Origin of the sequence: Paenibacillus konkukensis (assembly GCF_023523925.1) — a bacterium.
Classification (GTDB): Bacteria; Bacillota; Bacilli; order Paenibacillales; family NBRC-103111; genus Paenibacillus_S; species Paenibacillus_S doosanensis.
The window spans coordinates 3,464,486-3,490,589 of sequence record NZ_CP027059.1 but is presented as its reverse complement, the minus strand read 5'-3'; the positions used below and the strand labels follow the sequence as shown (position 1 = coordinate 3,490,589).

Annotated in this window: 18 protein-coding genes; 17 read left to right on the top strand and 1 reads right to left on the bottom strand. The window is 57.8% G+C overall.

Translation table 11 applies throughout. The annotated features are described in order from the left end of the window. The first annotated feature begins 399 nt into the window (after positions 1 to 399). The 16 genes from SK3146_RS14940 to SK3146_RS14865 all read left to right on the top strand — a co-directional run bounded on the left by SK3146_RS14940 (position 400) and on the right by SK3146_RS14865 (position 24,358). Entirely contained in the window at positions 400 to 4,032 is a 3,633-nt protein-coding gene (locus SK3146_RS14940) for a chondroitinase-B domain-containing protein (protein WP_249865773.1), read from the top strand. Then, positions 3,972 to 6,893: an S-layer homology domain-containing protein gene (locus SK3146_RS14935; protein ID WP_249865772.1), complete on the top strand. Its 2,922-nt coding sequence runs from the start codon at positions 3,972 to 3,974 to the stop codon at positions 6,891 to 6,893. Before SK3146_RS14940 ends, SK3146_RS14935 begins: the two co-directional genes overlap by 61 nt. A 309-nt stretch (positions 6,894 to 7,202) precedes the next feature. Further along, a complete protein-coding gene (locus SK3146_RS14930; RefSeq protein WP_249865771.1) occupies positions 7,203 to 8,945 on the top strand; it encodes an ABC transporter substrate-binding protein in 1,743 nt (580 codons plus the stop codon). A 51-nt stretch (positions 8,946 to 8,996) separates the two neighbouring features. Beyond that, on the top strand, positions 8,997 to 9,953 hold the full coding sequence (locus tag SK3146_RS14925) for an ABC transporter permease (protein WP_249865770.1): 957 nt from the start codon (positions 8,997 to 8,999) through the stop codon (positions 9,951 to 9,953). Positions 9,954 to 9,966: 13 nt separating this feature from the next. After that, positions 9,967 to 10,914, top strand: a complete 948-nt coding sequence (gene opp4C, locus SK3146_RS14920; protein WP_249865769.1) for an oligopeptide ABC transporter permease — start codon at positions 9,967 to 9,969, stop codon at positions 10,912 to 10,914. A 9-nt stretch (positions 10,915 to 10,923) separates the two neighbouring features. Beyond that, the gene (locus tag SK3146_RS14915; RefSeq protein WP_249866306.1) at positions 10,924 to 11,931 is read left to right on the top strand and encodes an ABC transporter ATP-binding protein; all 1,008 of its coding nucleotides are present in this window, start codon (positions 10,924 to 10,926) and stop codon (positions 11,929 to 11,931) included. Beyond that, positions 11,906 to 12,877 carry an ABC transporter ATP-binding protein gene (locus SK3146_RS14910; RefSeq protein ID WP_283942825.1) on the top strand — a complete coding sequence of 324 codons (972 nt, stop codon included), beginning with the start codon at positions 11,906 to 11,908 and terminating at the stop codon, positions 12,875 to 12,877. Before SK3146_RS14915 ends, SK3146_RS14910 begins: the two co-directional genes overlap by 26 nt. Before the next feature lie 6 nt (positions 12,878 to 12,883). Further along, the gene (locus SK3146_RS14905; RefSeq protein ID WP_249865767.1) at positions 12,884 to 13,177 is read left to right on the top strand and encodes a hypothetical protein; all 294 of its coding nucleotides are present in this window, start codon (positions 12,884 to 12,886) and stop codon (positions 13,175 to 13,177) included. A 70-nt stretch (positions 13,178 to 13,247) separates the two neighbouring features. Further along, on the top strand, positions 13,248 to 13,748 hold the full coding sequence (locus SK3146_RS14900) for a hypothetical protein (RefSeq protein WP_249865766.1): 501 nt from the start codon (positions 13,248 to 13,250) through the stop codon (positions 13,746 to 13,748). 98 nt (positions 13,749 to 13,846) lie between these two features. Further along, positions 13,847 to 14,401, top strand: a complete 555-nt coding sequence (locus tag SK3146_RS14895) for an OsmC family protein (protein ID WP_249865765.1) — start codon at positions 13,847 to 13,849, stop codon at positions 14,399 to 14,401. Positions 14,402 to 14,877: 476 nt separating this feature from the next. Further along, positions 14,878 to 16,443 (top strand): DUF4127 family protein, encoded by a 1,566-nt coding sequence (locus SK3146_RS14890; protein WP_249865764.1) that lies wholly within the window; start codon positions 14,878 to 14,880, stop codon positions 16,441 to 16,443. A gap of 167 nt (positions 16,444 to 16,610) precedes the next feature. Further along, entirely contained in the window at positions 16,611 to 18,854 is a 2,244-nt protein-coding gene (locus SK3146_RS14885; RefSeq protein WP_249865763.1) for a glycosyl hydrolase family 95 catalytic domain-containing protein, read from the top strand. Positions 18,855 to 19,407: 553 nt separating this feature from the next. Beyond that, complete coding sequence (gene helD, locus SK3146_RS14880; protein ID WP_249866305.1) at positions 19,408 to 21,720, top strand: RNA polymerase recycling motor HelD; 2,313 nt, start codon at positions 19,408 to 19,410, stop codon at positions 21,718 to 21,720. 151 nt (positions 21,721 to 21,871) lie between these two features. Then, the gene (locus SK3146_RS14875; protein WP_249866304.1) at positions 21,872 to 23,188 is read left to right on the top strand and encodes a deoxyguanosinetriphosphate triphosphohydrolase family protein; all 1,317 of its coding nucleotides are present in this window, start codon (positions 21,872 to 21,874) and stop codon (positions 23,186 to 23,188) included. 133 nt (positions 23,189 to 23,321) lie between these two features. After that, positions 23,322 to 23,513 (top strand): hypothetical protein, encoded by a 192-nt coding sequence (locus tag SK3146_RS14870; RefSeq protein WP_249865762.1) that lies wholly within the window; start codon positions 23,322 to 23,324, stop codon positions 23,511 to 23,513. A gap of 107 nt (positions 23,514 to 23,620) precedes the next feature. Continuing rightward, positions 23,621 to 24,358 (top strand): AAA family ATPase, encoded by a 738-nt coding sequence (locus SK3146_RS14865; RefSeq protein ID WP_249865761.1) that lies wholly within the window; start codon positions 23,621 to 23,623, stop codon positions 24,356 to 24,358. 101 nt (positions 24,359 to 24,459) lie between these two features. Here the strand turns inward: SK3146_RS14865 and SK3146_RS14860 are convergent, their stop codons facing one another. Next, positions 24,460 to 25,518 carry an acyltransferase family protein gene (locus SK3146_RS14860; RefSeq protein ID WP_249865760.1) on the bottom strand — a complete coding sequence of 353 codons (1,059 nt, stop codon included), beginning with the start codon at positions 25,516 to 25,518 and terminating at the stop codon, positions 24,460 to 24,462. A 179-nt stretch (positions 25,519 to 25,697) separates the two neighbouring features. Here SK3146_RS14860 and SK3146_RS14855 point away from each other — a divergent pair, with 179 nt between their 5' ends. After that, positions 25,698 to 26,027 (top strand): hypothetical protein, encoded by a 330-nt coding sequence (locus tag SK3146_RS14855; RefSeq protein WP_249865759.1) that lies wholly within the window; start codon positions 25,698 to 25,700, stop codon positions 26,025 to 26,027. Positions 26,028 to 26,104 lie beyond the last annotated feature (77 nt).

Below are 26,104 nucleotides of genomic sequence, written 5' to 3'. Positions count from 1 at the left end.
AGACTGCACGGCGCTCTGCCGCTCAGGCCGGCGGAACAAGCGCGGTCAGCACGCCTTATCCGCAAGCGAGAGCAATCTTGAGGGTATCTGAGATTTATTATGCGGATATCTATTATAACGACAAGAGTTTGGAGGCGAATAAGAGTTGAAGGATCGACATGAGAAAAACTTTCACAACAACGTCAGCAATGTCGGCAGAAATCGCGATTAATGTCGTATTTGGCAGCAGGCGTTCGCACGGAATTTCTTTGCATTGGTGCGGCCTCGGACCTAACGTCAGGACGCCCCGCAAACGTACCGTCTGATACGGCTTGATCTTAACGGCTTCGCGCTTCTTGCGCCGGCCCCGCTTTGAAAGCTTCGATCGAAGCTTAATTCTAATGAATCCGAGGTGACTTTATGCGTAGTAAACGGCCAAACTCTTATGTTAGCATGCTGCTTATCGCGGCTCTGACGGTCTGTTCGTTTCCACATTATGTATCCGCTTCCAACCAGCCGGTGACGCTGTCGACGGGGTTTGAGCCTCCCGATTTTGAAGTCAATAATACGATTACGAGCAGCAACACGATAGGAGGATGGACGGGCAATGCGGCGACCCCGTGGACCGTTGTTGCCGACGGAACTAACGGCAACGCGATTCAGAGCGATCCGGGGGCCAATAGTCTCTACGTTGCCAATAAAACGAAGTCTTTCCTGGCCGACAGCGCCTTCTCCGGGCAAGTGAAAGACTTGGCTGCCGACGGCGGCGCGCATCCCGGCCTGATTCGGTATAAGGACAGCAAAAACTTTTATGCGCTTGGCTTAAGCGGGGGCAGCCTCGAATGGCGAGGCAAAGTGAACAACGCGTCGGTCTCGATGCCGGGCTCCGTCTCCCTCGGAGGAGCTTGCGCCGGCGGCAGTTCGGCCACCTACTGTACGCTGAACCTTGTGGTGAGCGGAGCCGCGATGTACGGCTCGGCCAAGGGAGGGCCGGCGCTCATCGCCAAGGTCAGCGACGACATGGCGATGTCGGCCGTTCCGTACATCGGGTTTGTGACGCAGAAGGGTGTCGCGAGCTTCGATAACCCGTACGCCACCGATACGCCGCTCGGCGCGCCGGGGGAACTGACCGGCACTTCCGCTGGAACGGCGGTCGATCTGTCTTGGTCGGAGGTCACCGGCGCCGACAGCTATGTGATTCGGCGATCGACGACTGTTTCTGGACCGTATCTGTATGCCGGCACGTCTGGCGCCGCGGCTTTTACGGACATCGGGGTGACGAATCCCCAGACGTACTATTACATGGTGAGTCCGGTCTCGATAACGCCGCAGGGTTCGTCGGCGGAAGGGATTCCGGCTTTTGTCTCCGTCGGCGCGACAGGTTTGACAGGGGCGTCCGGCGATAACAAGATCGATCTGAGCTGGAGCGGCTTCGCATCGGCGGCCAGCTACACGATCTGGCGCAGCTTGTCCAGCGACAGCGGGTATACGCAGCTCGGCACCGTCGCGGGCGGCACGACGGCTTACAGCGATGCGACGGCTGTGAACGGCACGACTTATTACTACCGAGTGCAGGCGGTGACCGCAGATACGGGCGCGACGCCGAGCTTGACGATCAACAATGCCGCGCCTTTGACGGCGACGGCGGGCGTCACGGCGCCGAATGCTCCGACCGGACTGACCGCAGCTGTGGCCGGCTCGGAAATTGCGCTGAGCTGGTCTCCGGTAAGCGGCGCGAAAAGCTACAGCATATGGCGCAGCACGACAAGCGGCAGCGGCTATGTGCGCATCGGCACGACGGCGGATGGATCGACGACGAGCTATTCGGACACCGGCATCGCGAACGGCACGTACTACTACGTGGTGCAGGCGGTGAACACGGGAGGCTCCAGCGCTAACTCTGCGGAAGCGAGCGCGACGCTGAACGCGACGCCGCTTGCCGCTCCGACCGGCGTCACAGCGACCGCTACGGGCGACGCGACGATTGCGTTGTCCTGGCAGCCGGTAAGCGGCGCGACCGGCTATGTTGTGCTGCGCAGCATGCGAAGCGGCGGCGGCTTTACGCCAATCGGCACGATTGAAGATGGCGGTGCGAACGGTTATGTGGACAGCGGCGTGGAGAACGGCACCTGGTACTACACGGTGCAAGCCGTGAATCCGGCAGGAACCGGCAGCAGCTCTGCGGAAGCGAGCGCGACGCTGACGGCGCCGGACGCGCCGACCGGCGTTACGGCCAATGCCGACGCAGGCACGCAAGTGGCGCTGCAATGGAATGCCGTGAGCGGCGCAACGGGCTACAAGGTACTGCGCAGCACGAAGAACGGCAGCGAATACACGACGGTCGGCACGACCGACAGCAGCGCGACCAGCTTCGCGGATAAGCATATCGCAAGCGGCACGACCTATTATTACGTCGTTCAGGCGACGAATGACGGAGGCTCCAGCGCGAATTCGCAGCAGGCGAGCGCAACGCCGGTATACACGATAAGCAGCGGCACGATCGTGAACGTCTCGACGGCGGAGCAATTGGATGCCGCGCTGGCGGCCGCTCAGGCGGGGACGACCATTGTACTGGCGGACGGAATTTATACGAAAACCGGTCCGTTTGAATTGAAAGGCAAGGTCGGCACGCTGACGTCGCCCATTACGATCAAGGCGGCTCATACCGGCCGCGCGATCATTAGCGGCGCCGCCTATATGAAGGTATCGACCTCGTCCGCGTACGTCAACGTACAGGGGCTGCGGTTTACGAACACGGATAATGTCTCCTTGCTTCTGGACAGCTCGAACAGCATCCGGGTAACGGAGTGTTCCTTCGAACAAATCGAAAATCCGAACAATGCGAGCGCGAACATTCCGTATATGCAAATTCGCGGCGCGAACAGCGACTATATTCAGGTCGACCACAACGTATTCGCGAACAAGACGCAGCAAGGCCAAGGCATGAGCATCGACGGCAACGGCAGCTCGGTAATGTCCCAGTATCTCACGATCGAATACAATTTGTTCCGCAACTTCGGCCCGCGCATCGATAACGGCATGGAGTCGATCCGGCTCGGCCTCTCGGGCGTATCGATGCTGAGCGGCTATGCGGTCGTGCAGTACAACGAGTTTGACAACTGCGACGGCGATCCCGAGAGCATTTCGGTTAAGACCAGCAACAACACGATTCGCTATAATACGTTCCGCAACTCCCAATCGCAGCTGACGCTTCGCCATGGCAACGGGACGGAAGTGTACGGGAACTATTTTATCGGCGACGGGGTGAAGCAAGGGGTTGGCGGCATCCGAGTATACGGCGCCGATCATAAAATATATAACAATTACTTCCAGGGGCTTGCCGTGGAAGGCATCCTGATTGACAACGGCGATGTCGATCACGGGCCGGCGATTTCGACCTATAAGGCGTATTCCGGCGATTTCTCCAAGCATTGGCCGGTGTACCGGGCGCAAATCGTGAACAACACGATTGTGAACAGCGCCTACGGCATTACAGTCGGACACCCGTCGTACAGCGTCAATCCGAAATACTTCAAAGAGCCGGTCGACACGATCGTGGCTAACAATCTGGTGCAAAATACGACAAACGAGGCTTTCCCCGAGACGATTGCGAGCAATACGGTGTATCGGGACAACATCGGATTCACGGCGCAGCCTGGCAGCAATCCGGCCCGGACGAGCGCGGAAATCCGGAATGTCGACCCGCAGCTTGCCTTGCAGGCCGACGGCTTGTACCGGCTGCAAGCCGGCAGCGCGGCGATCGATGCGGCGACCCATGCGTATCCGTATGTGCGCGATGACATGGACGGACAGCCGCGGAGCGCAGCGCCGGATATTGGCGCCGACGAGTATTCGACTGCGGCGGTGCAAAGACAGCCGGTTTCGTACGCAGGTTATCCGATCTCGCTCGATGCAGCCGCGATTACGCTGCAGATAGAAGCGGAGAAATATTCGTTCAAGCAAGGCGATCTGGCTGCGGTCGCTTGCCCCGCTTGTTCCGGGGGCTGTCTGTACAGGCGGGCGGCACGGCAGGGGCGACGGCTGCGAGCCTGATGTACCGGCTTGATGCGGCGAGCGACGGAACGTTTTACGTTCATCTGCTTGGAAGCGGCGCAGCCGGCCCGTCTACGGTTCTCGTGTCCGTTGACGGCGGCCCGGATGAGGCGGTAAGCATGGCAGCCGGAGCAATGGGCTGGAGCAGCACGTCCGCTTCATTCACGCTGAGTGAGGGGATCCACGATCTGGTGCTGAAGCCGCAGCAGGGCGGCATTCAGCTTGACAAGCTGGCGCTGTCCAAGAGCAGCAAGCCGCCGATTGAGGCATCGCTGCCGAAAGCGTCGGACATTCGGGTCAACGGCATCTCGCTGCCTGATTTTGCTCCGGGAAAATATAGCTACACGGTGCAATTGCCGGTCGGCACGCAGCGGGTGCCGATCGTGACGGCTGCGAGCGCGGGTGCGGTGCAGGTAACGCAGTCGCCGACGCTGTTCGGCACGGCTGTCGTGCATGTGACAGATCTGGACGATCCTTATCTGGCCACCGATTACACGGTGGCGCTGTCGGGGCTGCCGACTTACGGCGCGATTCCCGAACGGCTGCTGCCTTACCCGATTGTCGGGGCGGCTGCCAGCGATTTTAAGTCGCCTTATTCGCCCGCGAACGCCTACGACAACAATATGTCGACCCGTCTTGCCGCAAATGGCGAGCAATGGGCGACATTCGATCTCGGCCAAGCGAAGCCGGTGAAGTACGTACTCATTTCGTTTTATAATGGAGATCAAGATCAATACTCGTTCGATCTCGAAACGTCCGTCGATAACGCCGATTGGACCAAAGTTTATTCCGGTTACAGCAGCCGCGCCACCGCGAATCTGGAGCTGTTCCAGATTCCGTTGACAGAGGCGCGCTACATCAAATCCAACGGACATGGCAACTCGAAGGACGCCTGGAACAATATCGTCGAAATCGTCATTGCAGGCCAGTCCCCGGTTGCCTCGGTGCAGCTGGACGTGCCGGATAGCCTGAGTGTCGGGCAGTCGGCGGCAGGTGTGCTGAGTGCCGTCCATGACGACGGATCGCAAGTTCCGCTCACGCAGGGCGTCGGCTTCGTCAGCAGCAATCCGGGCGTCGCGGCGGTCGACTCCACAGGCACGATCCGCGCGGTCGGCGCCGGCTCGACCGTCATTACGGCGACTTACGGCTTGTTCCAGGATGCCAGGACGCTGGCCGTCGTGCCGCCGGCGCCAAGCCGCCTGGCGGCGCCGACGAACTTGACAGCCGCGAATGTTACACAAACGACGGTCAGCTTGAGCTGGCAAGGCTCCGCCGGGGCGGCGGGGTATGGCATTTATAAAGACGGAACCAGTGTGACGGGAGCGACTTATAGCGTGACGGGCTCGGTTTACAGCGCCACGATCGGCGGTCTGACGGCGGGCACGCTCTACAGCTTTACCGTCAAGGCGATCGACGCCGACGGCGGGTATTCGCCGGACAGCAATGCGGTTGCAGTAACGACCGCTGCCGCGCAAGGTGGCGGCGACAATGGCAACAACGGAAACAACGGAAATAACGGTAACAATGGTAGCGACGGTGATAATGGGAATAACGGCAACAATGGAAACAATGGAAACAATGGCGGCGATGGCGGCAATGGCAACAACGGAGAGAACGGCAATAACGGCGACAATGGGAGCACTGCCGGCGGCTTGAAACGTCGATCGCATTCCAGTGGGTCTGCAGCGCCGGCCGTGGGAACCGACACGGCGTCCGAGCCGGCCGCAGGCACAACGACAACGAAAATCTCGGCTGACGCACTGGATGAGCTGATGAGCAAGGCGACCGCCGATCAGAATGGAGTCAAGACGGCGACCGTGCAAGTGCCTGAAGTGCCCGGGGCCAAAGCTTACGATTTGACGTTCCCGGCAAGCTTCGTTACAAGCATGACCAAGAAGGAGAACATTGCGATCGCCACTCCTTTGGCGACGGTCGTGCTCCCGGGCAATATGCTCGCTTCCGCTTCCGTTGCGGCGTCCTCGTCGGTTACACTGACGGTGCAAAGCGCGGATAAGAACGCGATTGGCGATGCCGCGCTGCGGACCCAAATCGGCGACAGACCGCTTTTGGACATTCGCTTGCAGGTGGACGGTCAAGCCGTGCAGTTCAACAACCCGCTGGCAGCTGTCACGATTTCGGTGCCGTATACGCCGTCTGAACAAGAGCGGAAAGACCCCGAGCATCTGATTGTCTGGTATATCGACGGCAACGGCCAAGCGGCGAAGGTGCCGAGCGGCAAATACAACCCGGCGACGGGAAGAGTTACATTCACCACGACGCATTTCAGCTTGTACGCCATTTCTGCCGAATACAAGACTTTCGCGGATATTGACGCCTACGGATGGGCGAAGCAGCCGATCGAAGTGCTCGCTTCCAAAGGCATCATCAACGGGATATCGAAAGACATGTTTGCTCCGGCAAACACGATTACGAAGGCGGATTTCCTCTTGCTGCTCGTCAGAACGTTGGGCTTGTCGGCGGAGGTGGACAGTAACTTTGCGGATGTCGGCAAGTCGGATTACTACTACGAGGAAGTCGGCATCGCCAAAAAACTCGGCATTAGCGACGGTGTCGGCAGCAATCGATTTAACCCGAACGAAGCGATCTCGCGCCAGGATATGATGGTGCTGAGCGCAAGGGCGCTGCAATTGGCCTCCAAAACGGCCGCTGCAAAAGGATCGACAGCCGATTTGCAGCCGTTCGCCGATCGCGCTCAGGTAGCTTCGTACGCTGTGGACAGCGCTATTTTCATGGTGAAGGAAGGACTTATGACCGGTGATGGGAACGGTCTGAATCCGCAAGGGTATGCGACTCGGGCGGAAACGGCGGTGCTGATGTACAAGATTTATAATAAGGAGTAGGCGATAAGCCGAAAAAATATCCGTTGACAGGCTGAGCGGATGGTGTTACCATACAAATCACATAAGAATACTTTGTTATCTACCGTACGAACGGAGACCGATGCTTGTTATTGGTCTCCGTTTTTGTTTTTTTGGATCAAGGCCGCTTCGACGTTTCGATAAGCAGTCTACCGCTTCAACCGGAGACTTGCTTTTCAGTCCGATCCAGTCCGGCAATGGAAACGGAGCAAGAATGAAGGGAACTTCGCTGGATTAATTCCGAGTTTGCAGGTAAGTATAGTTTAAAATAAAAAGGCGGGGATCACAACAATGAACAACAAATGGACGAAACGAGCATTACCGGCCCTCATTTTGACGATGCTGCTTACGGCGTGCGGAGGCGGACCTTCCGGCTCCGGCGCCGATCAGCCCCAAGCGGGTGCGAAGGAAGGGTCGCAAGCGCAGGAAAGCGCCGGGCTAAGCAATATTCAGGACGGTTTGACCAAAGCGTCGGATCTGTCCAAAATTCCGGAAACCGCCAAAAAACGAACGAATACGTTCATTTCCGGGACGCAAACGCCGGAGGGCATATTTAATCCTTACTTTTATCAAAACGGCTGGGACGGCAATGTGACGAACGTGCTTTTTGCCTCGCTGCTGACCAAGGACGAGACGGGCAAGCCGATCCCGGAGCTGGCCGAATCATGGGAAACGTCGGAGGACCAGCTGACGTACACCTTCCGCTTGCGTCCGAACCTGAAGTTTAGCGACGGCAGCCCGCTGACCGCCGAAGACGTGGCCTTCACGCTGACACTGCTGCATGATCCCGCATACGACGGCCGGGTCGACATTGCGCAGGCGGGCATTAAGGGAGGCAAGGCTTACAAGGAAGGCAAGGCGGATAGCGTGGAAGGCATTAAGGTGATCGATCCGCAGACCGTGCAGATTACGACGGAGAAGGTATCGACGCTCGCGCTGCCGCTTATCAGCGGAGAAGTGCTGTCCAAGGCTTATTACGGCAAAGATTACAAGCAGGGCAATCTGGACTATATAAAAACGCTGCATGACAAGCCGCTCGGCACGGGGCCTTATCAATTCGACAAGTTTATTAAGGGGCAGGAAGTCCGGTTTACGGCGAATCCGAATTACTATGCGGGCAAACCGGCCGTGGACAACTTTATTTTCAAAATTACGAACAACGACACCAACTTTCAGTACATAAAAGTCGGGGAGACCGACTTCGACCGGTTCACTGCCAACCGCGACAATTTCGAGCAGCTGAAGGCGCTCGGCTTCGTCAATATCAATACGTTTACGGCTACTTCGTACGTATACCTCGACTTTAACAGCGGAGGCAAGCTTCTGAAGGATAAGCGGGTGCGGCAAGCGCTGTATTACGGGCTGGACCGGCAAAAATTCACCGATATTTTGTACCAGGGCTTCGGCGAAGTGGCGAACGTTCCGGTGTCTCCGGCGTCGTGGGCTTATACGAAGGACGTGACGGCGTACCCGTTCGATCCGGAAAAAGCGAAGCGGCTGCTGGACGAAGCCGGCTGGAAGGTAGGCGCCGACGGCATCCGCGAGAAGGACGGGCAAAAGCTGAAGCTGCAATATTTGGGCCGTAAAGGCTACAACATCGACGACGTGCTGATTCCGCTGGCCAAGGAAAATTTGAACGATATCGGCATCGGGGTGGAAGCGGAAATTCTCGACTTCAACGCGCTGCTCGCCAAACGGAAAAAGGGCGACTTCGATATCGCTTCCTTCACGTCGACGAACTTCTCCGATCCGTATGAGGGCGTCAAAGGGTTCCACAGCAAATACAGCGTCAGCGGCTATTCGAACCCTACGGTCGACCGGCTGATCGAGCAGAGCACGGAGACTCTCGATACGAACAAGCGGATTCCGCTGTATCACGAGCTGTACAAAGAGCTGAAGGACGATCCTCCGGTGCTGCTGCTCTCGTATTTGAAAATATTGTCCGCTCATAATGCGCGGGTTCAAGGGATAAATCCCGATCCGGTATCCATCTTGAACCGTTCGATTCCGAAGCTGAAAATTCAGCAGCAATAACAACGGGCATCGGAGATCGGAGCTTTAGTCGGGAAGGAGGCTATCGGAGCCATGCATGTCTATATGGGAAAAAGGCTGCTGCAGCTCATTCCGACGCTGCTGGGCGCCTCGCTCGTCATCTTCTTCATCTTTGCGCTGGCGCCGGGCGATTTCATCGATTCGGACATAACGCTGACTCCGGAGCGGGCGGCCGAGCTGAAGGCGCTCTACGGGCTGGATAAGCCGCTGATGGAGCGCTACTTCATCTGGCTGGGCAATGCGCTTAAGGGAGACCTGGGCTACTCGCTGCAATACCAGCAGCCGGTGATGACGGTGCTGAAGGAATATATGCTCAATTCGTTCCTGATTGCAGGCGTGTCGCTGATCCTGACGTGGATCATCGCCGTGATGATCGGCGTTTTCTCGGCAACGCGGCAGTATTCGTGGTACGACTCGCTTATTACGCTCGGCGTATTCGCCGCCATGTCGTTTCCTTCCTTCTTCATCGGTTTGCTGATGATCAAGTGGTTCGCCGTCGATCTCGGCTGGCTGCCGATCGGGGGCATTCTCGATACGGGCAGCCAATCTGCGGGGGCGGCTTACCTGCTCGAAATCGCCCGGCATATGGTGCTGCCGGCCACGGTGCTGACCATGCTCAGCGTCGGCTCGCTGACAAGGCATTTCCGCGCGAATATGATCGACGTCATCAAGCAGGATTTTGTCCGGACGGCGCGGGCCAAAGGCTTAAAGGAGCGGACGGTCGTCTACAAGCATGCGCTTCGCAACGCGCTGCTTCCGGCGATCACGCTGCTCGGGCTGGAGCTGCCGGGGCTGTTCTCCGGGGCGATTATTACGGAGCGGATTTTTACTTGGCCGGGCGTCGGCTACATTCATATGGAAGCTATATCGAACCGCGATTATACGATATTGATGGGATTTACGATGTTTCTGGCGGTGCTGACGGTGATCGGCAATCTGCTCGCCGATTGGCTGTATGCGGCAGCCGATCCGCGTATCCGCTTAAAGTAAGGAGGTATCCGCCATGGCTATGGATTCCGGTGAATTGCTGCAGCCGGAGGCGCTGCGACGCAGGGGGACGCCGGACGGGGCGCGTCCGTCCGCCGCTTCTTCCCCGTGGCAGGCCGCGTACCGGCGGCTGCGCAAAAATAAGCTGGCCTGCGCCGGACTCTTGTTCCTGCTGGCCATGCTGCTGTTCTGCTTCGTCGGTCCGTTGTTCGCCTCCGATACGGCAGGCAGAGTGAGCGTATCGCTGATCAACAAGCCGCCGAGCGGCTCGCACTGGCTGGGAACCGACAATTTGGGCCGAGACGTGCTGACGCGACTTATGCAAGCAGGACGCATTTCGTTATTGGTCGGGCTCGTCTCGATGGTGCTGTCGATCGTGCTGGGCTCGCTGCTCGGGGCGATTGCGGGCTTTTACCGGGGGTTCGCGGATCATCTGATCATGCGGATCGCCGATATTTTGCTCGCTGTGCCGGAAATCCCGATTCTGATCATCATCGGAGCGATTTTATCCGATCTGAAGGTTCCTTCCGAATATCGCATCTATATGGTCATGCTGATGATCAGCTTCATGGCGTGGCCGTCGCTCGCCCGGCTGGTGCGCAGCCAAATATTGTCCTTCCGGGAGCGCCCGTTCATGCTGGCCGCCGAGGCGCTGGGGCTGCGGGACCGCCGCAAGCTTGTCCATCTCTTGCTCAATGCGGTGCCGGTCATTTTGGTCGTGGCGACGCTGAGCGTGGCGAGGGCGATCTTGAGCGAAACGGTATTAAGCTATCTTGGTCTGGGCGTCGTTCCGCCGACGCCGTCATGGGGAAATATGATGGCTGCGGCCAATTCGCTGATCGATTTTCAGACGCGGCCGTGGCTTTGGATTCCTCCCGGTACGGCGATTTTCTTAACCGTTATAGCGATCAACGTGCTGGGCGACGGCTTGCGCGATGCGCTCGACCCAAGGATGAAAAGGTAGGTGAAACGCATGACGAGGAAGACGCTGGCGGAATTTGTCGATCTGCATACTTATTTTCATACGGAAGAGGGCGTCGTCCAATCGGTTAGCGGCGTGAGCTTTCGGATTCGCGAAGGGGAGACGGTGGCGTTGGTCGGCGAATCGGGCTGCGGCAAGAGCGTGACTGCGCTGTCGATGATGGGGCTGATCGAGCAGCCGCCGGGCCGCATACAGGGCGGCCGCATCTTGTTCGAGGGCGAGGATCTGCTGCAAGCGGGAAAAAAGACGGTGCACCGGCTGCGCGGAAAAGAGATCGCGATGATCTTCCAGGAGCCGATGTCCTCGCACAACCCGGTTCTGACGATCGGCGAGCAGATCGCCGAGCCGCTGATCGAGCATCTGCAGCTGAGCAGGAAGGCCGCCCGGCTCCGGGCGGTCGAGCTCATCGGGCGGGTCGGCATTCCCCGGCCGGAAGCGATCGCGCGCGCTTACCCTCATGAGCTAAGCGGGGGAATGCTGCAGCGGATTATGATCGCCGTCGCGCTCAGCTGCGATCCGAAGCTATTGATCGCCGACGAGCCGACGACGGCGCTGGACGTGACGATCCAGGCGCAAATTCTCGATCTGCTGCGCGAGATCAAGGCGGAGCGCCAAATGTCGATTCTGCTCATTACGCATGATTTGGGCGTCGTAGCGGAAATGGCCGATCATGTGGTCGTCATGTACTGCGGCAAAGTGATCGAGCAGGCGCCGGTGCTCGAATTGTTCCGGCAGCCCAAGCATCCGTATACGCAAGGGCTGCTGAACTCGCGGCCCGTTATCGGCCGCCGGTCGCAGCGGCTGTACTCGATCCCCGGGCAGGTGCCGAGCCTTATCGGACTAGGAGAAGGCTGCCGGTTTGCGGGCCGCTGCCCCCACGCTGCGGACATCTGCCGCACGAAGCAGCCGCCGCTTCGGTACGGCGGCAACCAACATCAGATTGCGTGCTGGCTGTATGAGGAGGAGAGCGAGCTTGTCGGAACCGCTGGTACAGGTTAAACGGTTAAAAAAATATTTCCCGGTGCATCAAGGCATTCTCGGCCGCAAAACCGGCGACGTCAAAGCGGTGGACGGCGTCGATCTCGCGATCCGGCGCGGCGAGACGTTCGGCCTCGTCGGCGAATCCGGCAGCGGCAAGAGCACGATCGGCCGTACGCTGCTGCGGCTGACGGAGAAGACCGAGGGCGAAGTGAAATTCGCCGGCATCGATCTGTTCTCGCTGCCGGCTAAGGAGCTGCGCGGGCTGCGTCCGCGGATGCAGATGGTGTTCCAGGACCCGTACGGCTCCTTGAACCCGCGCATCCGGATCGGGGACGCCATCGGCGAGGCACTGCTCGACCATGGCATCGCCTCCAAGGCCGAGGCGCGCGAGCTTGTGCTGGAGACGCTGGCCTTATGCGGCCTCGCGTCTTATCATATCGATCGCTATCCGCATGAATTTTCCGGCGGACAGCGGCAGCGGATCGGGATCGCCAGGGCGATCATTGTGAATCCGGAATTTATCGTCACCGACGAGCCGGTCTCCGCATTGGACGTGTCCATCCAGGCGCAGATCATCAATCTGCTGCAGGATTTGCAGGAGCGGCGGCAGCTGACGTATTTGTTCATCTCGCATGACTTGAGCGTTGTCGAGCATCTGTGCTCTACGATCGGCGTGCTGTATTTGGGCTCGCTCGTCGAGGTAGCGCCGAGGGACGAATTGTTCGGCAGTCCCCTCCATCCATATACGAAAGCTTTGCTTTCGGCCGTGCCGATTCCCGACCCGGCCGCGAAGCGGGAGCGGATCGTGCTGAAGGGCGACATCCCGAGTCCGGCCAATCCTCCCGCGGGCTGCAAATTTCATACGCGATGCCCGGAAGCGACGGCGGTCTGCCGGGAGCGGCCGCCGGTATTCCGCGATTGGGGAGGGGGGCATTACGCCGCCTGCCACCTGATCGGAGAGTAAGGCCGGATGAGAACTTCGGTGAAAAAGCCAGCGAAGCGTTCGCCATTGTTTCCGGATTTCGCCCGTTTTCACGGGCCATTTGAATCTGGAAAAGCGAAGCGTTCGCCTTTGAAATCGGAGCTCTCCACAGAAAAAAAAGGAAAAATAATCCAAACGATCCGATTTCAACAGCGACTGGAAGATCGAATGGGTACCGCAGCGGACTTTTTCACCACCCTTTTACGAGTCTGTCCGATGAACCGCGTAGAAGGTATATATATGCAAAATGACAGTAGTAATGCGGCGTTAGCGGCAAAATAGGCAGTCATTATTCATTCAATATGCACAAAAGTAACTCCGTCGGACAGACTCTTAGAAAGGAGGAGCGAACGTGAGCGTTGTCAAATTGCCGCAGCCGGTAGGGCTGCGCATTGAAATAGCCAGAGCCGCAGGGCTATCCGATGAAACGATCATCGAGCTGATCCGCCGCAAGGATGCGGAGACGCTGCGACGGACGGGGCCGGAGTCGCTCCCGTGGGACATATTGATCGAGCATGGAGCAGAGCGGGGCGAAGAGCTGGAGCGGGCGATCCGCGAAGGATATGCGTTCACCTTTTTGACCGTTCGCGGGCTTATCCATTATTTGCTCTACCGTTTCGGCCTCAAGGAGGGGGCGGACTATACGAGGTCTGAAGGCGCATTGGAGGGCGTTCCGTTAACCGGAGCGCAGTTGTCCGGGCTTCGGTCAGCGATTCCTTCCTTTTGGCGAATCAGTGAGCAGCCGCCGGGCGAAGACGGACAGCCGGAGCGGGCCGCTGCCGGGACGTTCCGGATCGAACGGCTTCATTACGAAGCGATTCGTATTGAAGGAGGTGAGGCTGCCGGCGCTTAACGCAGGCCGGGCACGGCAGGAAGGTCGGATGCACAAGCTATCCGATGACGGAAATACAAATAGAACATTAACTTAAAATATAAGGAGCGTGCATAGTTATGAGTACTTTGAACGAATATTTGCTGCAAAAGCGGGAAGCTTCCATCGCCAGACGCGAAAAAGCGCAAAACGATCCGAATCTGCAGCCGAACCGGTTCGGCGCCAAGGTGAGAGCCAAAGGCCGCAGCGGCGTGCGGGAAATCCGCATCCGCGATTTTCAAATTATCAGCGACAGTCCGGCCGATTTCGCCGGATACGATCTGGGCCCTAGCTCCCCGGAGCTGCAGCTTGGCGTGCTGGGCAGCTGCCTGACGCATATCACCTTGATTCAAGCGGCCGAGCGCGGTGTCAAGCTGGAATCTCTGGAGGTCGAAGTGACCGGCCAGCAGCATCCTTTGGCAGGCAGACCGGGCTATGAGGATATTCCGATTTATCCGCATAACATCGAATATAAGCTGACCATCGTATCTCCGGAGCCGCAAGAGACGATCGACCAGCTCCACGAAGCGGTGGAGAAAGCATGCCCTGTGCTTAACCTGCTGGCGAATCCGCAAATTATTACCGGCGAAGTCATTCTGACCGCACCTGAAGCGAAGCAGGCGCAGGAGGCTTAATAGGGGCCGAGACCCGCAATCCGAAAGGCTTGAACTGCCGGAGAAACGCCGGGTCATCCGATAAATAGGTTGAAATCCGGGATAAAGGCGAACGCTCATGCTTAGGCAGGCCGTTTCCGCTTGCCTTGTCTCCTTGTTTCAACGGGCCTCAAAAAAATTTGGCCCGGCTTATTCACTACAGCACGCCGTTCCCGTTCAAGGGGGATATGGCGTGCTTTTTTGCCGTATCGAAACCATCGACTTTGCTCCCGCAGCGCCAAGGCTAAGGATGGCGGAAGTTCGAATCTGCAGCAGTTACAGCGGCGGCGAACCGGCAAGCGAACCACCCTGTCGGCCGCAGGCTGCCCATACATCGTCATGTATCTGGGCGGTTCTCTCTAAACAGGAGGATCGGATGCGCGCGTGTAGAATTCGTTTAAGGAAGAAATTTCCGTTTGGGCTTGCCGTTTTCACATTTACAAAATGGGGGGTTCACTTTGCCGAAAATCGTATATTTGCCCTTGGATGAAAGGCCATGCAATTACGGCTACCCGCAGCAGTTGGCGGCGATGACCGAGCTGAAGCTAGTCGCACCCGAGCGGCCGCTGCTAGGCTGGAAAAAGAAGCCGGCGGACACGGCCGCCCTAAGTCGGTGGCTGCTCAAAGAAGCGCAGGATGCGGATTATCTTATCGTTTCCGTCGATCTGCTCGTCTACGGAGGAATCGTTCCGTCCCGCCTGCACGGTATGCCTGCGGAAGAATGCTTGCGGCGGCTTGCCGTTCTAGGCGAAATCAAGCGAAGCCGTCCATCCGTTCGCATTCACGCCTTCAATCTTATTATGAGGGTGCCGGATAACGATACGGACGAAGAGGAGCCGGATTATTACCGATTGTACGGGAAAGCGATCTTCCGGTACGGCTATTTGACCGATAAGCGGGAACGCGAAGGCTTGAGCGATGCCGAAGAGCGGGAGCTGGACCATCTACAACGGCAAATTCCGGACGGCGTACTGCGGGATTTCATCGGGCGGCGGCGGGTTAATCGGCAGGTCAACCAACATGTTATTGAATTGGCGGGACAGGGTGTTATCGATCAGCTGATCATACCGCTCGACGATAATGCGCTGTACGGCTTCTCTTCCCGCGAGCAGCAGCGGCTTGTCTGCAGAGTACAGGAACTGAAGCTGTTAGACCGCGTGCTGGTGTATCCCGGGGCGGACGAAATCGGCTGTACGATGCTGGCGAATATTTTTTGCCGGTGCAAGGGCTATAAGCCGGAAATTTACGTCAGGTATTCCTCGACCCAAGGCCCGCTGATCAAGCCGAAATACGAGGACCGCAGCTTGAATGAGAGCGTCAAAGCGCATTTGACGGCGGCGGGCGCGGTGATGGCGGATAACTCGGCGGAGACGGAGCTGATCCTGTTGGTCAATTCCCCGGCGGCGGACCAGGGGCAAATGGCCGAGCAAATCCCATATGCGCAGCGGCACCGCTCGTATTTCTCGGAAATTCATTACCGGGAATTTGCCGAAGCGCTGCAGGCTTATTTGCGCAAGGGCAAGCGGGTCGCCCTCGGCGATGTCGCCGTCTGCAACGGCGGCGACGCCGTGCTGATGGATTTGTTGAAGCAGCAAGGGCTGCTGGCTTCATTGACGGCCTATGCCGGATGGAATACGTCGGGCAATACGCTCGGCACCGTCATTGCGCATTTGATCATCGCTTCTTACGGCATGAAGCTCGGGGACGCGGCGGAACGAAGCGCCGTGCTGCGGGCAAGCCGTACTTTTTATTATGGCCGGCTTATTGAGGATTTCATCTATCAATCGATCGTTCGGCAGGACATGCTCGTCCACGATTTGCCCCGCCTGAACGCGGGCTATTTCAACATCGGGCATTGTTTGGAGGAAGCGCAGCGGATTGCGGCCGCCAAAATAAGCCGGTGTATGGAGTACTATTTGCCGGATGCGGAAGAAGGCAGGCTGGTGCTGTCGAATATTCATTTCCCATGGGTTCGCATGTTTGAGATCGGCTTCGATTTGACGATAGAGCCGAAGACGACTTAACCGATATGAGCATTGGCCGGGAAAAGGTGAATATAGGCCATGTTCCGCGGGAGCGATTTTTTCTATAATGAGAGGATGATTACAGTCAGGCCATCGATAAGAGCTGCGCTGCTATGCTTCGGCGCGGCTGCGGCGGCATAGAGAGACAGCTGAGGAGGAAAAAAGGGATGACGGCACACAACGGACAAGCATGCCGGCTGGAAGCGGAGGTGGATTGGAGCGGTTTTTTGTCCCGGCACGACATGACCTGGACGACGCGCCCGATGTCATGGAATGAAGGCGCTTTTATCGGCAACGGCTTGATGGGCGCAATGATGTTCGGGGAGGAGCACCGGGAGAAGAGGAATGTGCTGCGGTTCGTGCTCAGCCGCACGGATATTACGGCGAAGCGGCCGAGCGGCTACAGCCCGCGGGTTCCGATCGGCGAGATCGACCTGGAATGCGCCGGCTGGATTTATCAGCCGACCGAGATTAAGGTGGACCTATGGAACGCCGAGATCAAGGCGAGGGTGGTGACGACCAAAGGAGAAATCGGGCTGCGCGCATTTGTTCACAGCGAGAAGGCGGTGCTGGTCATTGAGCTCGAGCCTTCCGAGGGAGAGCGCGAGGCCAAGCTGCAGTGGTACGCCGAGCCGGAAGTGTCGCCGGTTCTGAAGAACGCCGACGGCTTTAATCTCAATCAATATATTCCGGAAATTAGGGTTACCAAATATATGAAGCAGGAGGTCAACGTCGGCGTTCAAACGTATCCGCTCGGAGACGGCTGCACGACGGCTTGGCAGGAGCGCGAGACGTCCCCCGGCCGCCGTATTTGCTATTTGACGGTGCAGCGCGGAGCGGACGAGGCGGCCGGGGATGCCGCAGCCGCTCTGGTGCGAGAGACGGCGGAGGCCAGTCTGGAGCAAGAGGTGGAAGCGCACCGCAGCTGGTGGCACGCGTATTATCCGCAAAGCTTTGTTTCGCTGCCGGATACCCGCCTGGAAGGATTTTACTGGATACAGATGTACAAGCTGGCTTCGGCAACCCGCCGGGAGCACCTGATCATTGACAATCAAGGGCCGTGGATGACTCCGACGCCTTGGCCCGGCGTATGGTTTAACATGAATGTGCAGATGAGCTATTCTCCGGTCTACACCTCGAATCGGCTGGAGCTGGGGGAATCGCTGATCCGCGGTCTGGACGAAAACTTCGCTAATTTGATCGACAATGTGCCGGAAGAGTACAGAAGCGATTCGGCGGGGCTTGGCCGAAGCTGCAGCTACGATCTTAGCAGCAAGGTAAGCGACGAAACCGGCAATTTGCTCTGGATTTGCCATAACTATTGGCGGCAGTACCGCCATTCGATGGACGAGACGATGCTGCGCGAAGGTCTGCTGCCGCTGCTCAAACGGGCGGTGCAATATTTTGTGCATATTCTGGAGGAAGGCGAGGACGGCAAGCTGCATTTGCGGCCGACGGTTTCGCCTGAGTACGGCTCCTTCCTGAAAATGACCGTGCCCGACTGCCATTACGATCTGGCGCTGATTCGCTGGGGCTGCGAGACGCTGCTGGCCATCGACGAGCGGCTGCAGCTCGGCGACCCGCTCGCCGAACGCTGGGCGTACGTGCTGGAGCATTTGACGCCGTTTCCGATGGATGAGAACGGCTTGATGCTCGGCAAGGACGCGCCTATCGAATTCGGCCATCGCCATTTCAGCCATTTGCTGGCGGTATTCCCGCTGCACTTGATGGCCGGAGATGATCCTGAGGAGCGCGATCTGATCCGCCGTTCGCTGCGGTATTGGACCGGTATGGAAGGGGATATGCGCGGCTTCACGTTTACCGGGGCGGCTTCGATTGCCGCGGCGATCGGGGAAGGCAGCGAAGCGCTGCAATATATTCGCGCCTTCATGCACTTGATCAAGCCGAATACGATGTACAGAGAAGCCGGACCGGTGATGGAATCGCCGCTCGCTTGCGCCGAGTCGATTCATGATCTGCTGCTGCAAAGCTGGGGCGATACGATTCGCGTCTTTCCGGCCGTGCCGGACGAGTGGCAGGATGTGAGCTTCCACAACCTGCGAGCGGAAGGCGCGTTTCTGCTCAGCGCGAAGCGGGAAGGCGGACGCACCGCATTCATCCGCGTGAAGAGCCTGGCGGGCGAGCCTTGCCGGCTAAAGACAGGTTGGAGCGAAGCGGAGGAGCGGACGATTCGCGCGATCTCGGCGGGAGAGGGCAAGGACATCCCGCTGCGCGCGGCGGGGGGCGGCATCGTCGAGCTGCAGCTGCGGCAGGGCGAGGAGGCGCTGTTGTATGCGGGCGAGCCTCCTGCCGATTTCCGCATCGCCCCCGTCGAGGCGGAGCGCAGTTTGTGCAATTACTTCGGCGCAAATAAGCCGTGGCGCTTGTACGGCATTCCGTTTTCATCGTAGATAACTCGCCGGCGAACCGCCATTGACGCGCCCTGATTCAGGTGCGGGATGGCGGTTTTTGGCATAGATGGCGGGCAGCGGGTTAAGTTGAACCGGCTGCTGTCCGTTCGCGGCTGTTGCGGCCCGGTTCGTCACGATGGTTCAGCCAGCGGATTCGGCCAAGCCGGAAACAAACCAACCGCAACAAACCAACCCGAAACAAAACAACCGCAACAAAAAAAACCGTCATGCGGGGACCGTAGTTTCGCAGCGGGTTCAGATACGCTATAGGGGAGAGCCGGAATGATAATAGGCTGTAATAACAAAAAAAACGCCTGTCGGCGTCGAAGCTACTGTTCATTATGTTGATTTCAATAATGTAAAATGATACAATGAGAAACGATTGCTATCTTTCAGTTAAGCAAAGATAGACCATCATAAGAATTTCTTTAATTCAAGTATAGCATCTTGTGACCACAGTTGTCAACCACCGTTTGTATACCAATCGAAGAGAGGCGATTTGACTTTGAGTATCACGGATCAAGATTGGCGCGAGGAGCAGCAGCGAGCCGACATGGTTATCGGCAAAATAGGCAGACGCATTGAACAGCTGGAGCGGGAAGTCGGGATTGTACGATCGGATGTCGTGGATATCCGCAAAAATTTTTGGGATGACGTTACGGTTAACTTAAGCAATATGGAAGATTTGACGGAGACTTACTTCAGCTTGAAGCAGCAGGTCGAAATCCTTGACGAGCGGGAGCGGCGCCACCGGAACGCTTCCGTGGCGCTCGGCAAGCTGACCCGGCTGGTGCGGTCGCCTTATTTCGGACGGATCGATTTCACGGAGGAGGGAGCAAAGAGCGGCGAAAGCATCTATCTTGGCATCGCTTCGTTTAACGATGACGATGAGAATACGTTCCTCGTATACGATTGGCGGGCTCCGGTGTCCAGCCTGTATTACGATTATCCGCCGGGTCCGGCTTCCTATGAGACGCCGGGAGGAGATGTTGCCGGCACGATGTCGCTGAAGCGGCAGTATGTGATTCGCGACGGAAGCATCGCTCTTATGTTCGATACCGGCGTTACGATCGGCGACGAGCTGCTGAAGCAGGTGCTGAGCCGCAGCTCCGACGCGCAGATGAAGAGTATTGTCGCGACGATCCAGAAGGAGCAGAACCGGATCATCCGCAATGATCGCAGCCGGATGCTGATCGTGCAAGGGGCCGCAGGCAGCGGCAAAACGTCGGCCGCGCTGCAGCGGGTCGCCTATTTGCTCTATAAGCACCGGGAGACGCTGTCGGCCGATCAGATGGTGCTGTTTTCGCCGAACCCGATGTTCAACAGCTATGTGTCCACCGTGCTGCCCGAGCTCGGCGAGGAAAATATGCAGCAGACGACGTTCCAGCAGTACCTGGAACATCGCCTCGGCAAACAATATGAGCTTGAGGACCCGTTCGCGCAGCTGGAATACGTGCTCTCGGCAGCCGATGAGCCCGGATACGAGGCGAGAATCGAAGGCATTCGCTACAAATCGTCGGCAGACTATTTGCATGCGATTACGGCATATAAGGATGTGCTGGAACGGGAGGGCATGATCTTTGGGTCTGTCCGGTTCCAGGGAAGAAGCGTCGTATCGGCGGAGCAGATTCGAGAAAAGTTCTACTCCTTCGACTCGTCCATCCGGCTGCCGAACCGTTTGATCCTGCTGCGGGACTGGCTGCTGCAGCAGCTGCGGCAGTTCGAGAAGGCGGAGCGGGAGCGGGATTGGGTGGAAGAGCGCATTAACTTGCTCGAACCGGAGGATTATCAGCGCGCCTATTCCCAGATGCGCCGCAAGCAGCAGGGGCGGACCGAGACGTTCGACGATTATGAAGTCGAGAAGGATTTGCTCGCCCGCATGGTCGTGGCGGAGGAGATGAAGCCGGTCCGCCATCGAATCAAGCGCCTGCGCTTCGTTCACGTGCTCGCCATCTATCGTCAGCTGTTCGAGAATAAAGCGCTGTTCTCCCAGACTGCGGGCGCATCCGGCGTGCCGGAGCATTGGCAGGACATCTGCCGCCAAACGGTCGGCAAGCTGAGCGGCAAGGAGATTCCCTATGAAGACGCTACGCCGCTGCTATATTTGAACGAGCTGATGCTGGGCTTCCAGACGAACAATTCGGTTCGCCACGTGATCGTCGACGAGGCGCAGGATTATTCGCCGTTTCAGCTGGAATTTCTGAAGCGGCTGTTTCCCCGCAGCCGGATGACGGCGCTCGGCGATATGAACCAGGCGATCTACGCGCACGCTTCGGCTCTCGGCGAGCTCGATCCGATCGCGGCGCTGTACGGCCCCGAGCAGACGGAGCTGATCCGCTTGACCCGCAGCTACCGCTCGACCCGCGAGATCGTCGAGTTCTCCCGCGGGATGGTGCCGGGAGGCGAAGAGATCGTGCCGTTCAACCGCGGCGGCGACAAGCCGCAGGTGACGAAGGCGGCGGACCGCTCGGAGCTGCACGACAACATCGTCGCCGATATGGAGGCGCTGCGCGCGGACGGCTACGAGTCGGTCGCGATCATCTGCAAGACGGCGGGAGAAAGCGCCGCGGCGTACGAAGCGCTGCGGGAGCGGCTGCCGCTGCAGCTGGTGACGAAGAATACGCCGGAATTCGTGAAGGGGATGCTCGTGCTCCCGGCATATTTGGCCAAAGGCGTCGAGTTCGACGCCGTCATCATCTATGACGGCTCGCAGGAGCAGTACCATCGCGAAAGCGAGCGCAAGCTGTTCTATACCGCCTGCACACGGGCGATGCATCTGCTGCATATTTATGCGCTCGGCGAACCGAGCCCGTTCGTTACGGCACAGGCCGCGGATACGTTCGAGCTGGAGACGGTTCGGGCGTAGGAAGCCGCGTGAAACGAGCCGTTTTATTTTGACTATAAACATGTTAGAATAAATGACAGATAAAGAAAGCGGCGTTCCCCGGGAACGTCGTTTTTCGATATAGAAACCTGATAGAACGATCGGGTTCGGCGAACTGGAGATGAGAACAACGATGGATTTGCGAAAGCTGAGATTGAACGATACGACCCATACCAAGTCCAGCGAGGAGCGGGATGAATACGAGAAAGATTACGCGCGGCTCATTCAGTCGCCCGCCTTCCGCAGGCTGCAGGGGAAATCGCAGGTGTTCGGGGCGGGGTCCGGCGACTATTACCGCACCCGGCTGACGCATTCCCTGGAAGTGTCGCAAATTGCCCGGGAGGTAGCCAGACGGATCGGAAAGCTGTATCCGTTTCTGAGCCGGAAGGAGCATCCGGGACTCGTTCTGGACCCAGCCGTAGTGGAATGCGCTTCGCTCGCCCATGATTTGGGACACCCTCCGTTCGGGCATAAAGGGGAGGATGTGCTGAACCGGCTGCTGTCCGTCGTTCACGGACTGTCTTATGAGGGAAACGCGCAAAATTTCCGCATCTTGATGTTTTTGGAGAAACGGGCCGGCAGCGGCAGCGGACTGGATCTGACGGCGGCGGTGCTGCTCGCGATTAACAAATATCCGTTTAATCTGGATGAACCGGACCGTCTTAAAGGCGTCTACGGAATGGAGTGGCAGGACATCGCCGCGCTGCGCCATAAGTGGGGGATGCCGGAAGGCTGCTCGACGCTGGAAGCGCAGCTGATGGATCTATGCGATGACATCGCTTATTCGACCCATGATATCGAGGACGGCATTCGCGCGGGCAAAATTCAAATGAACCGCACGTTTTTCGAGGACGAGCGGCTCGTCGAGAATGTCATTCAGGAAATTGTCGATGATCACGGTAACGGGGATATGGGCTGGGATCAGGTCGATATGAAGGCGATGGTCAAGGAAGTGCTGTTCTCCTTCCTGGAGCAGTGGGAGACGATCTATGCCGAATGCGGCAACGAGGCGTCCCGCACGCGCAGGGAAATTAAGGCGCGCTGGGTCAGCGCGTTCGCTCATCAGGTCGGCATTATCGACGATGCCAAGAAAGGCTGGAAGCGGGTCACCTTTGTCCGAGACGGACAGGAGGACGTGCAGCTGCTGCGCACGATGGAAGTATTGAAGAAGCTCGCTTGGGTGACGCTGATCAAGGATTTTCGGGTGCAGCGGCTGCAGAAGCGCAGCGAGATTATGATCCAGAGGCTGTGGACCAGCTTCATCGAATATGAAACCGGCCGACTGATCATTCCGCCGGACTGGATCGAGAACTACGATCAGCATAAGAGCCGTTGGTCGTGGCCGCGGTTTGTCGCCGATTATATTTCCGGGATGACCGACGCCTATGCGGAAAAAGTTTATGCGGAAATGTTCGCAAGCAAGTCCGGCTCGATCTATGAGATGGATTAGCGGCGGGCATACTAAGCCTGCAGCATGTTTTTGGGTCAACGGACCCGAAGGCTGCGGGCTTTTTTTGCATTTCAGAATGACAAATTCATGCAAGCGAGACGGCGTAACGGATGCAAAAGGAGGTGTGGCAGCGATGACATCGGAATTTGACAGCCGGCAGGAACGTGAGCAAGGGCGCGAGCGGCGGCAGGAGCATGAACCCAGCATAGCGCCCGGCATGAACACGCATGATCCGCTGGAAGAAGAGGCCACGGAGGAAGAAATCGGCCGGGGAGAATCGACCGAGGTAACCCGGCTGTTTCTGGACCGGACCCCGGAGGAGTAAGCGCGGCGCGAACAAAACGGACAGAAGCTGCCTGGCTGGAAGCGGGGGCGTCTGTCCATTTTTATGTTATACTATAGGAAATAAATGGAACATAGGAGGCGGTGAGGATGTATCTTCAAACCGTTACGCTGATGCGGGAGCGCCTGCCCGATACGGAGCGGGAGCAGTACCCGTTCTCGATTCCGAGCATTCGTACGCTGAATCGGCTGTCGTTCGAAAGTCCGGTAACCTTCTTCGTAGGGGAGAACGGCTCGGGCAAGTCGACGCTGTTGGAGGCGATCGCCTATCAAGCGGGCTTCAACACGGCGGGCGGAGGGGTCAACAACCGGCATGAGGTGGAGGCTTCCGGATCGGTGCTCGGACCGTACCTTAGGTTATCGTGGATGCCCAAAGTGTCGAACGGCTTTTTTCTGCGGGCCGAGTCGTTCTATCAGTTCGCCTCGCATTTGGACGAGCTGTCCAAAGACCCGCTGGAGGGCTACAAGGCTTACCGCGCCTACGGGAACCGCTCCTTGCATGAGCAGTCGCACGGCGAATCGTTCTTCGCGCTGTTTCAGCACCGCTTCGGCAAGAGGGGCGTCTACTTGCTCGACGAACCGGAGGCGGCCCTGTCTCCCGCGCGCCAGCTTGCCTTTCTCCGGCGACTTCATGAGCTCGCCCCGTATTCCCAGTTCATCATCGCCACTCATTCGCCGATCCTGATGGGCTACCCGGACGCGCAAATTTACGAATTCGACAGCTTGCCGATCCGTCCGGTGCGGTATGAGGATACGCCGCATTACGAAATTACCAAAGGCTTCTTAAACCATCGCGAGCAGTATTTGCACCGGCTGTTCGAGGACTGACTTATGGCGACAACCGGTCAGAATGCGAGGCGGACGGACCGATCGGCAAGGGAAGCCTCCTCCCCGGCAATCCGCTTATCCATCCCCTCGCTGCTGCAAGTTCAGGAAGCCGCCGCCGTCTGCGGCTTGCGATTAAGTCTGGAGCGCATGCGCTGAACGAGCGGTTTTTCGACCAACAGGTAGACGAGGCAGCATAAGCCGAGCGACAGCGCGAAGCATATCGCCGTCGTGCCGAAGGCTCCGATCTCCGCGGGCAGGTGTGCGGATTTGGCCAGCTTGAGCGTAATCGACAGGCAGGCGAGGCTGGTCAGCAAAATGGAGTAAGAAGCGTCCCCCAGAAATTGCAGCGGCTTCAGCGCGCGCGGCATGCCGATCTTCATGGAGCCTACGCCGGCGAGAACGAGCCCCGATCCTATCGTATACAACGTATTGACGTACGGCAAAGCCGGGAAGGCCGAGCGGAGCAGCCAAATCGCAGGAAACATCAGCGCCCCTGCAATGAGCCAGTACCCGCTTTGGCGGATCAAGCCGCGGCCGATGCCGTATGCGATGCCTGCTCCCAGCACAAATTCCAAATTCAGCGGATCGAACAGCAGATGGACCCACGGATTTTCCTTCAAATGAATCCACCCGGCGGTGTTCATGCCGATGATTGCCATCCATAAGCCGAAACCGGCAAGGGCCGCTTTTTGTTCCAGGACGAACAAGAGAGAGAACGCCGCGTAGAACAGAACGATATAAATCAGCGACCAGGCGACCCCCAGAATCGGCGGGTTATCCCCCGGTATAAGCAGCAGAGAACGGAAAATTTCCGCCGGTTTGGTCTCGAAGCCGAGCCCGAAGGAAGGCATGAGGAAGTAGACCGGAATGACGGCGGCATTGACCAGCCAATATAGCGGATAAATTCTCATCAATCGTTTGGTCATAAAAGGAAGCCACATTTTCGCGTTGCCGAAGTGATTGTGATATATGGTATACATAAGAAACCCGGTCAGCACGAAAAAATAGGCGTAACCGCCGGAACGCCCCATATCGCTGATGCCGAGGAAATTGATTTGAAAATATTTTTCTCCCATTTGCGCGGTATGAAACAGCATGACCAGCATGACGGCCACGCCTCTCGCCGCCTGAATGAGCGGGATCGTCACTCGCTTCTCCATTGGTTAGGCTCCTTGTTCCTAGACTAAATGTCTTCTCATGATCCCACAGAAACATGTCGTAAGTATGACCTTAATCTGAAAATCAGCTGAGACGAGCCTTAAAATTAGCTTAACGGGCAAGAAAGGCGCATACGCTGGTAAAGGAAGAGAAGCTTAAGAACGCTTGGAGGGAAGCAATCATGACGAAAGAGGAAGTGCTGCAGCAGCTTCAGCAGCTGCCGGAGCAGCTCAAGGAAGCGGAGGCGGATTATTATGCCGCCTTAAGCCGCCTGGAGGACGCCAAGCTGGCTCTGCGCGCCAAAGAATGCGAGCTGTTCAGCCAAGGGCTCATCTCGGGCAGAAACGAGCAGGCCCGCGATGCGGAAATATGGCAGCATACCCATGAGCTGCAAAGGACGCTGACGAGAGCTAAAGTGGCGGTGGATCAATATCGGGTAGATTACGACTATTTGAAAAACAAGCTGGATAATGCTCAGCTTATGGCGCAGCTGCTGCTCCAGCTCGATTGACAGGAAGAAGACCCGAAGGCCGGGAGGAAGCGGGCTGTATGAGCGCCGCTTTCTTGTGCCTGAGGGTCTTCTGTCAT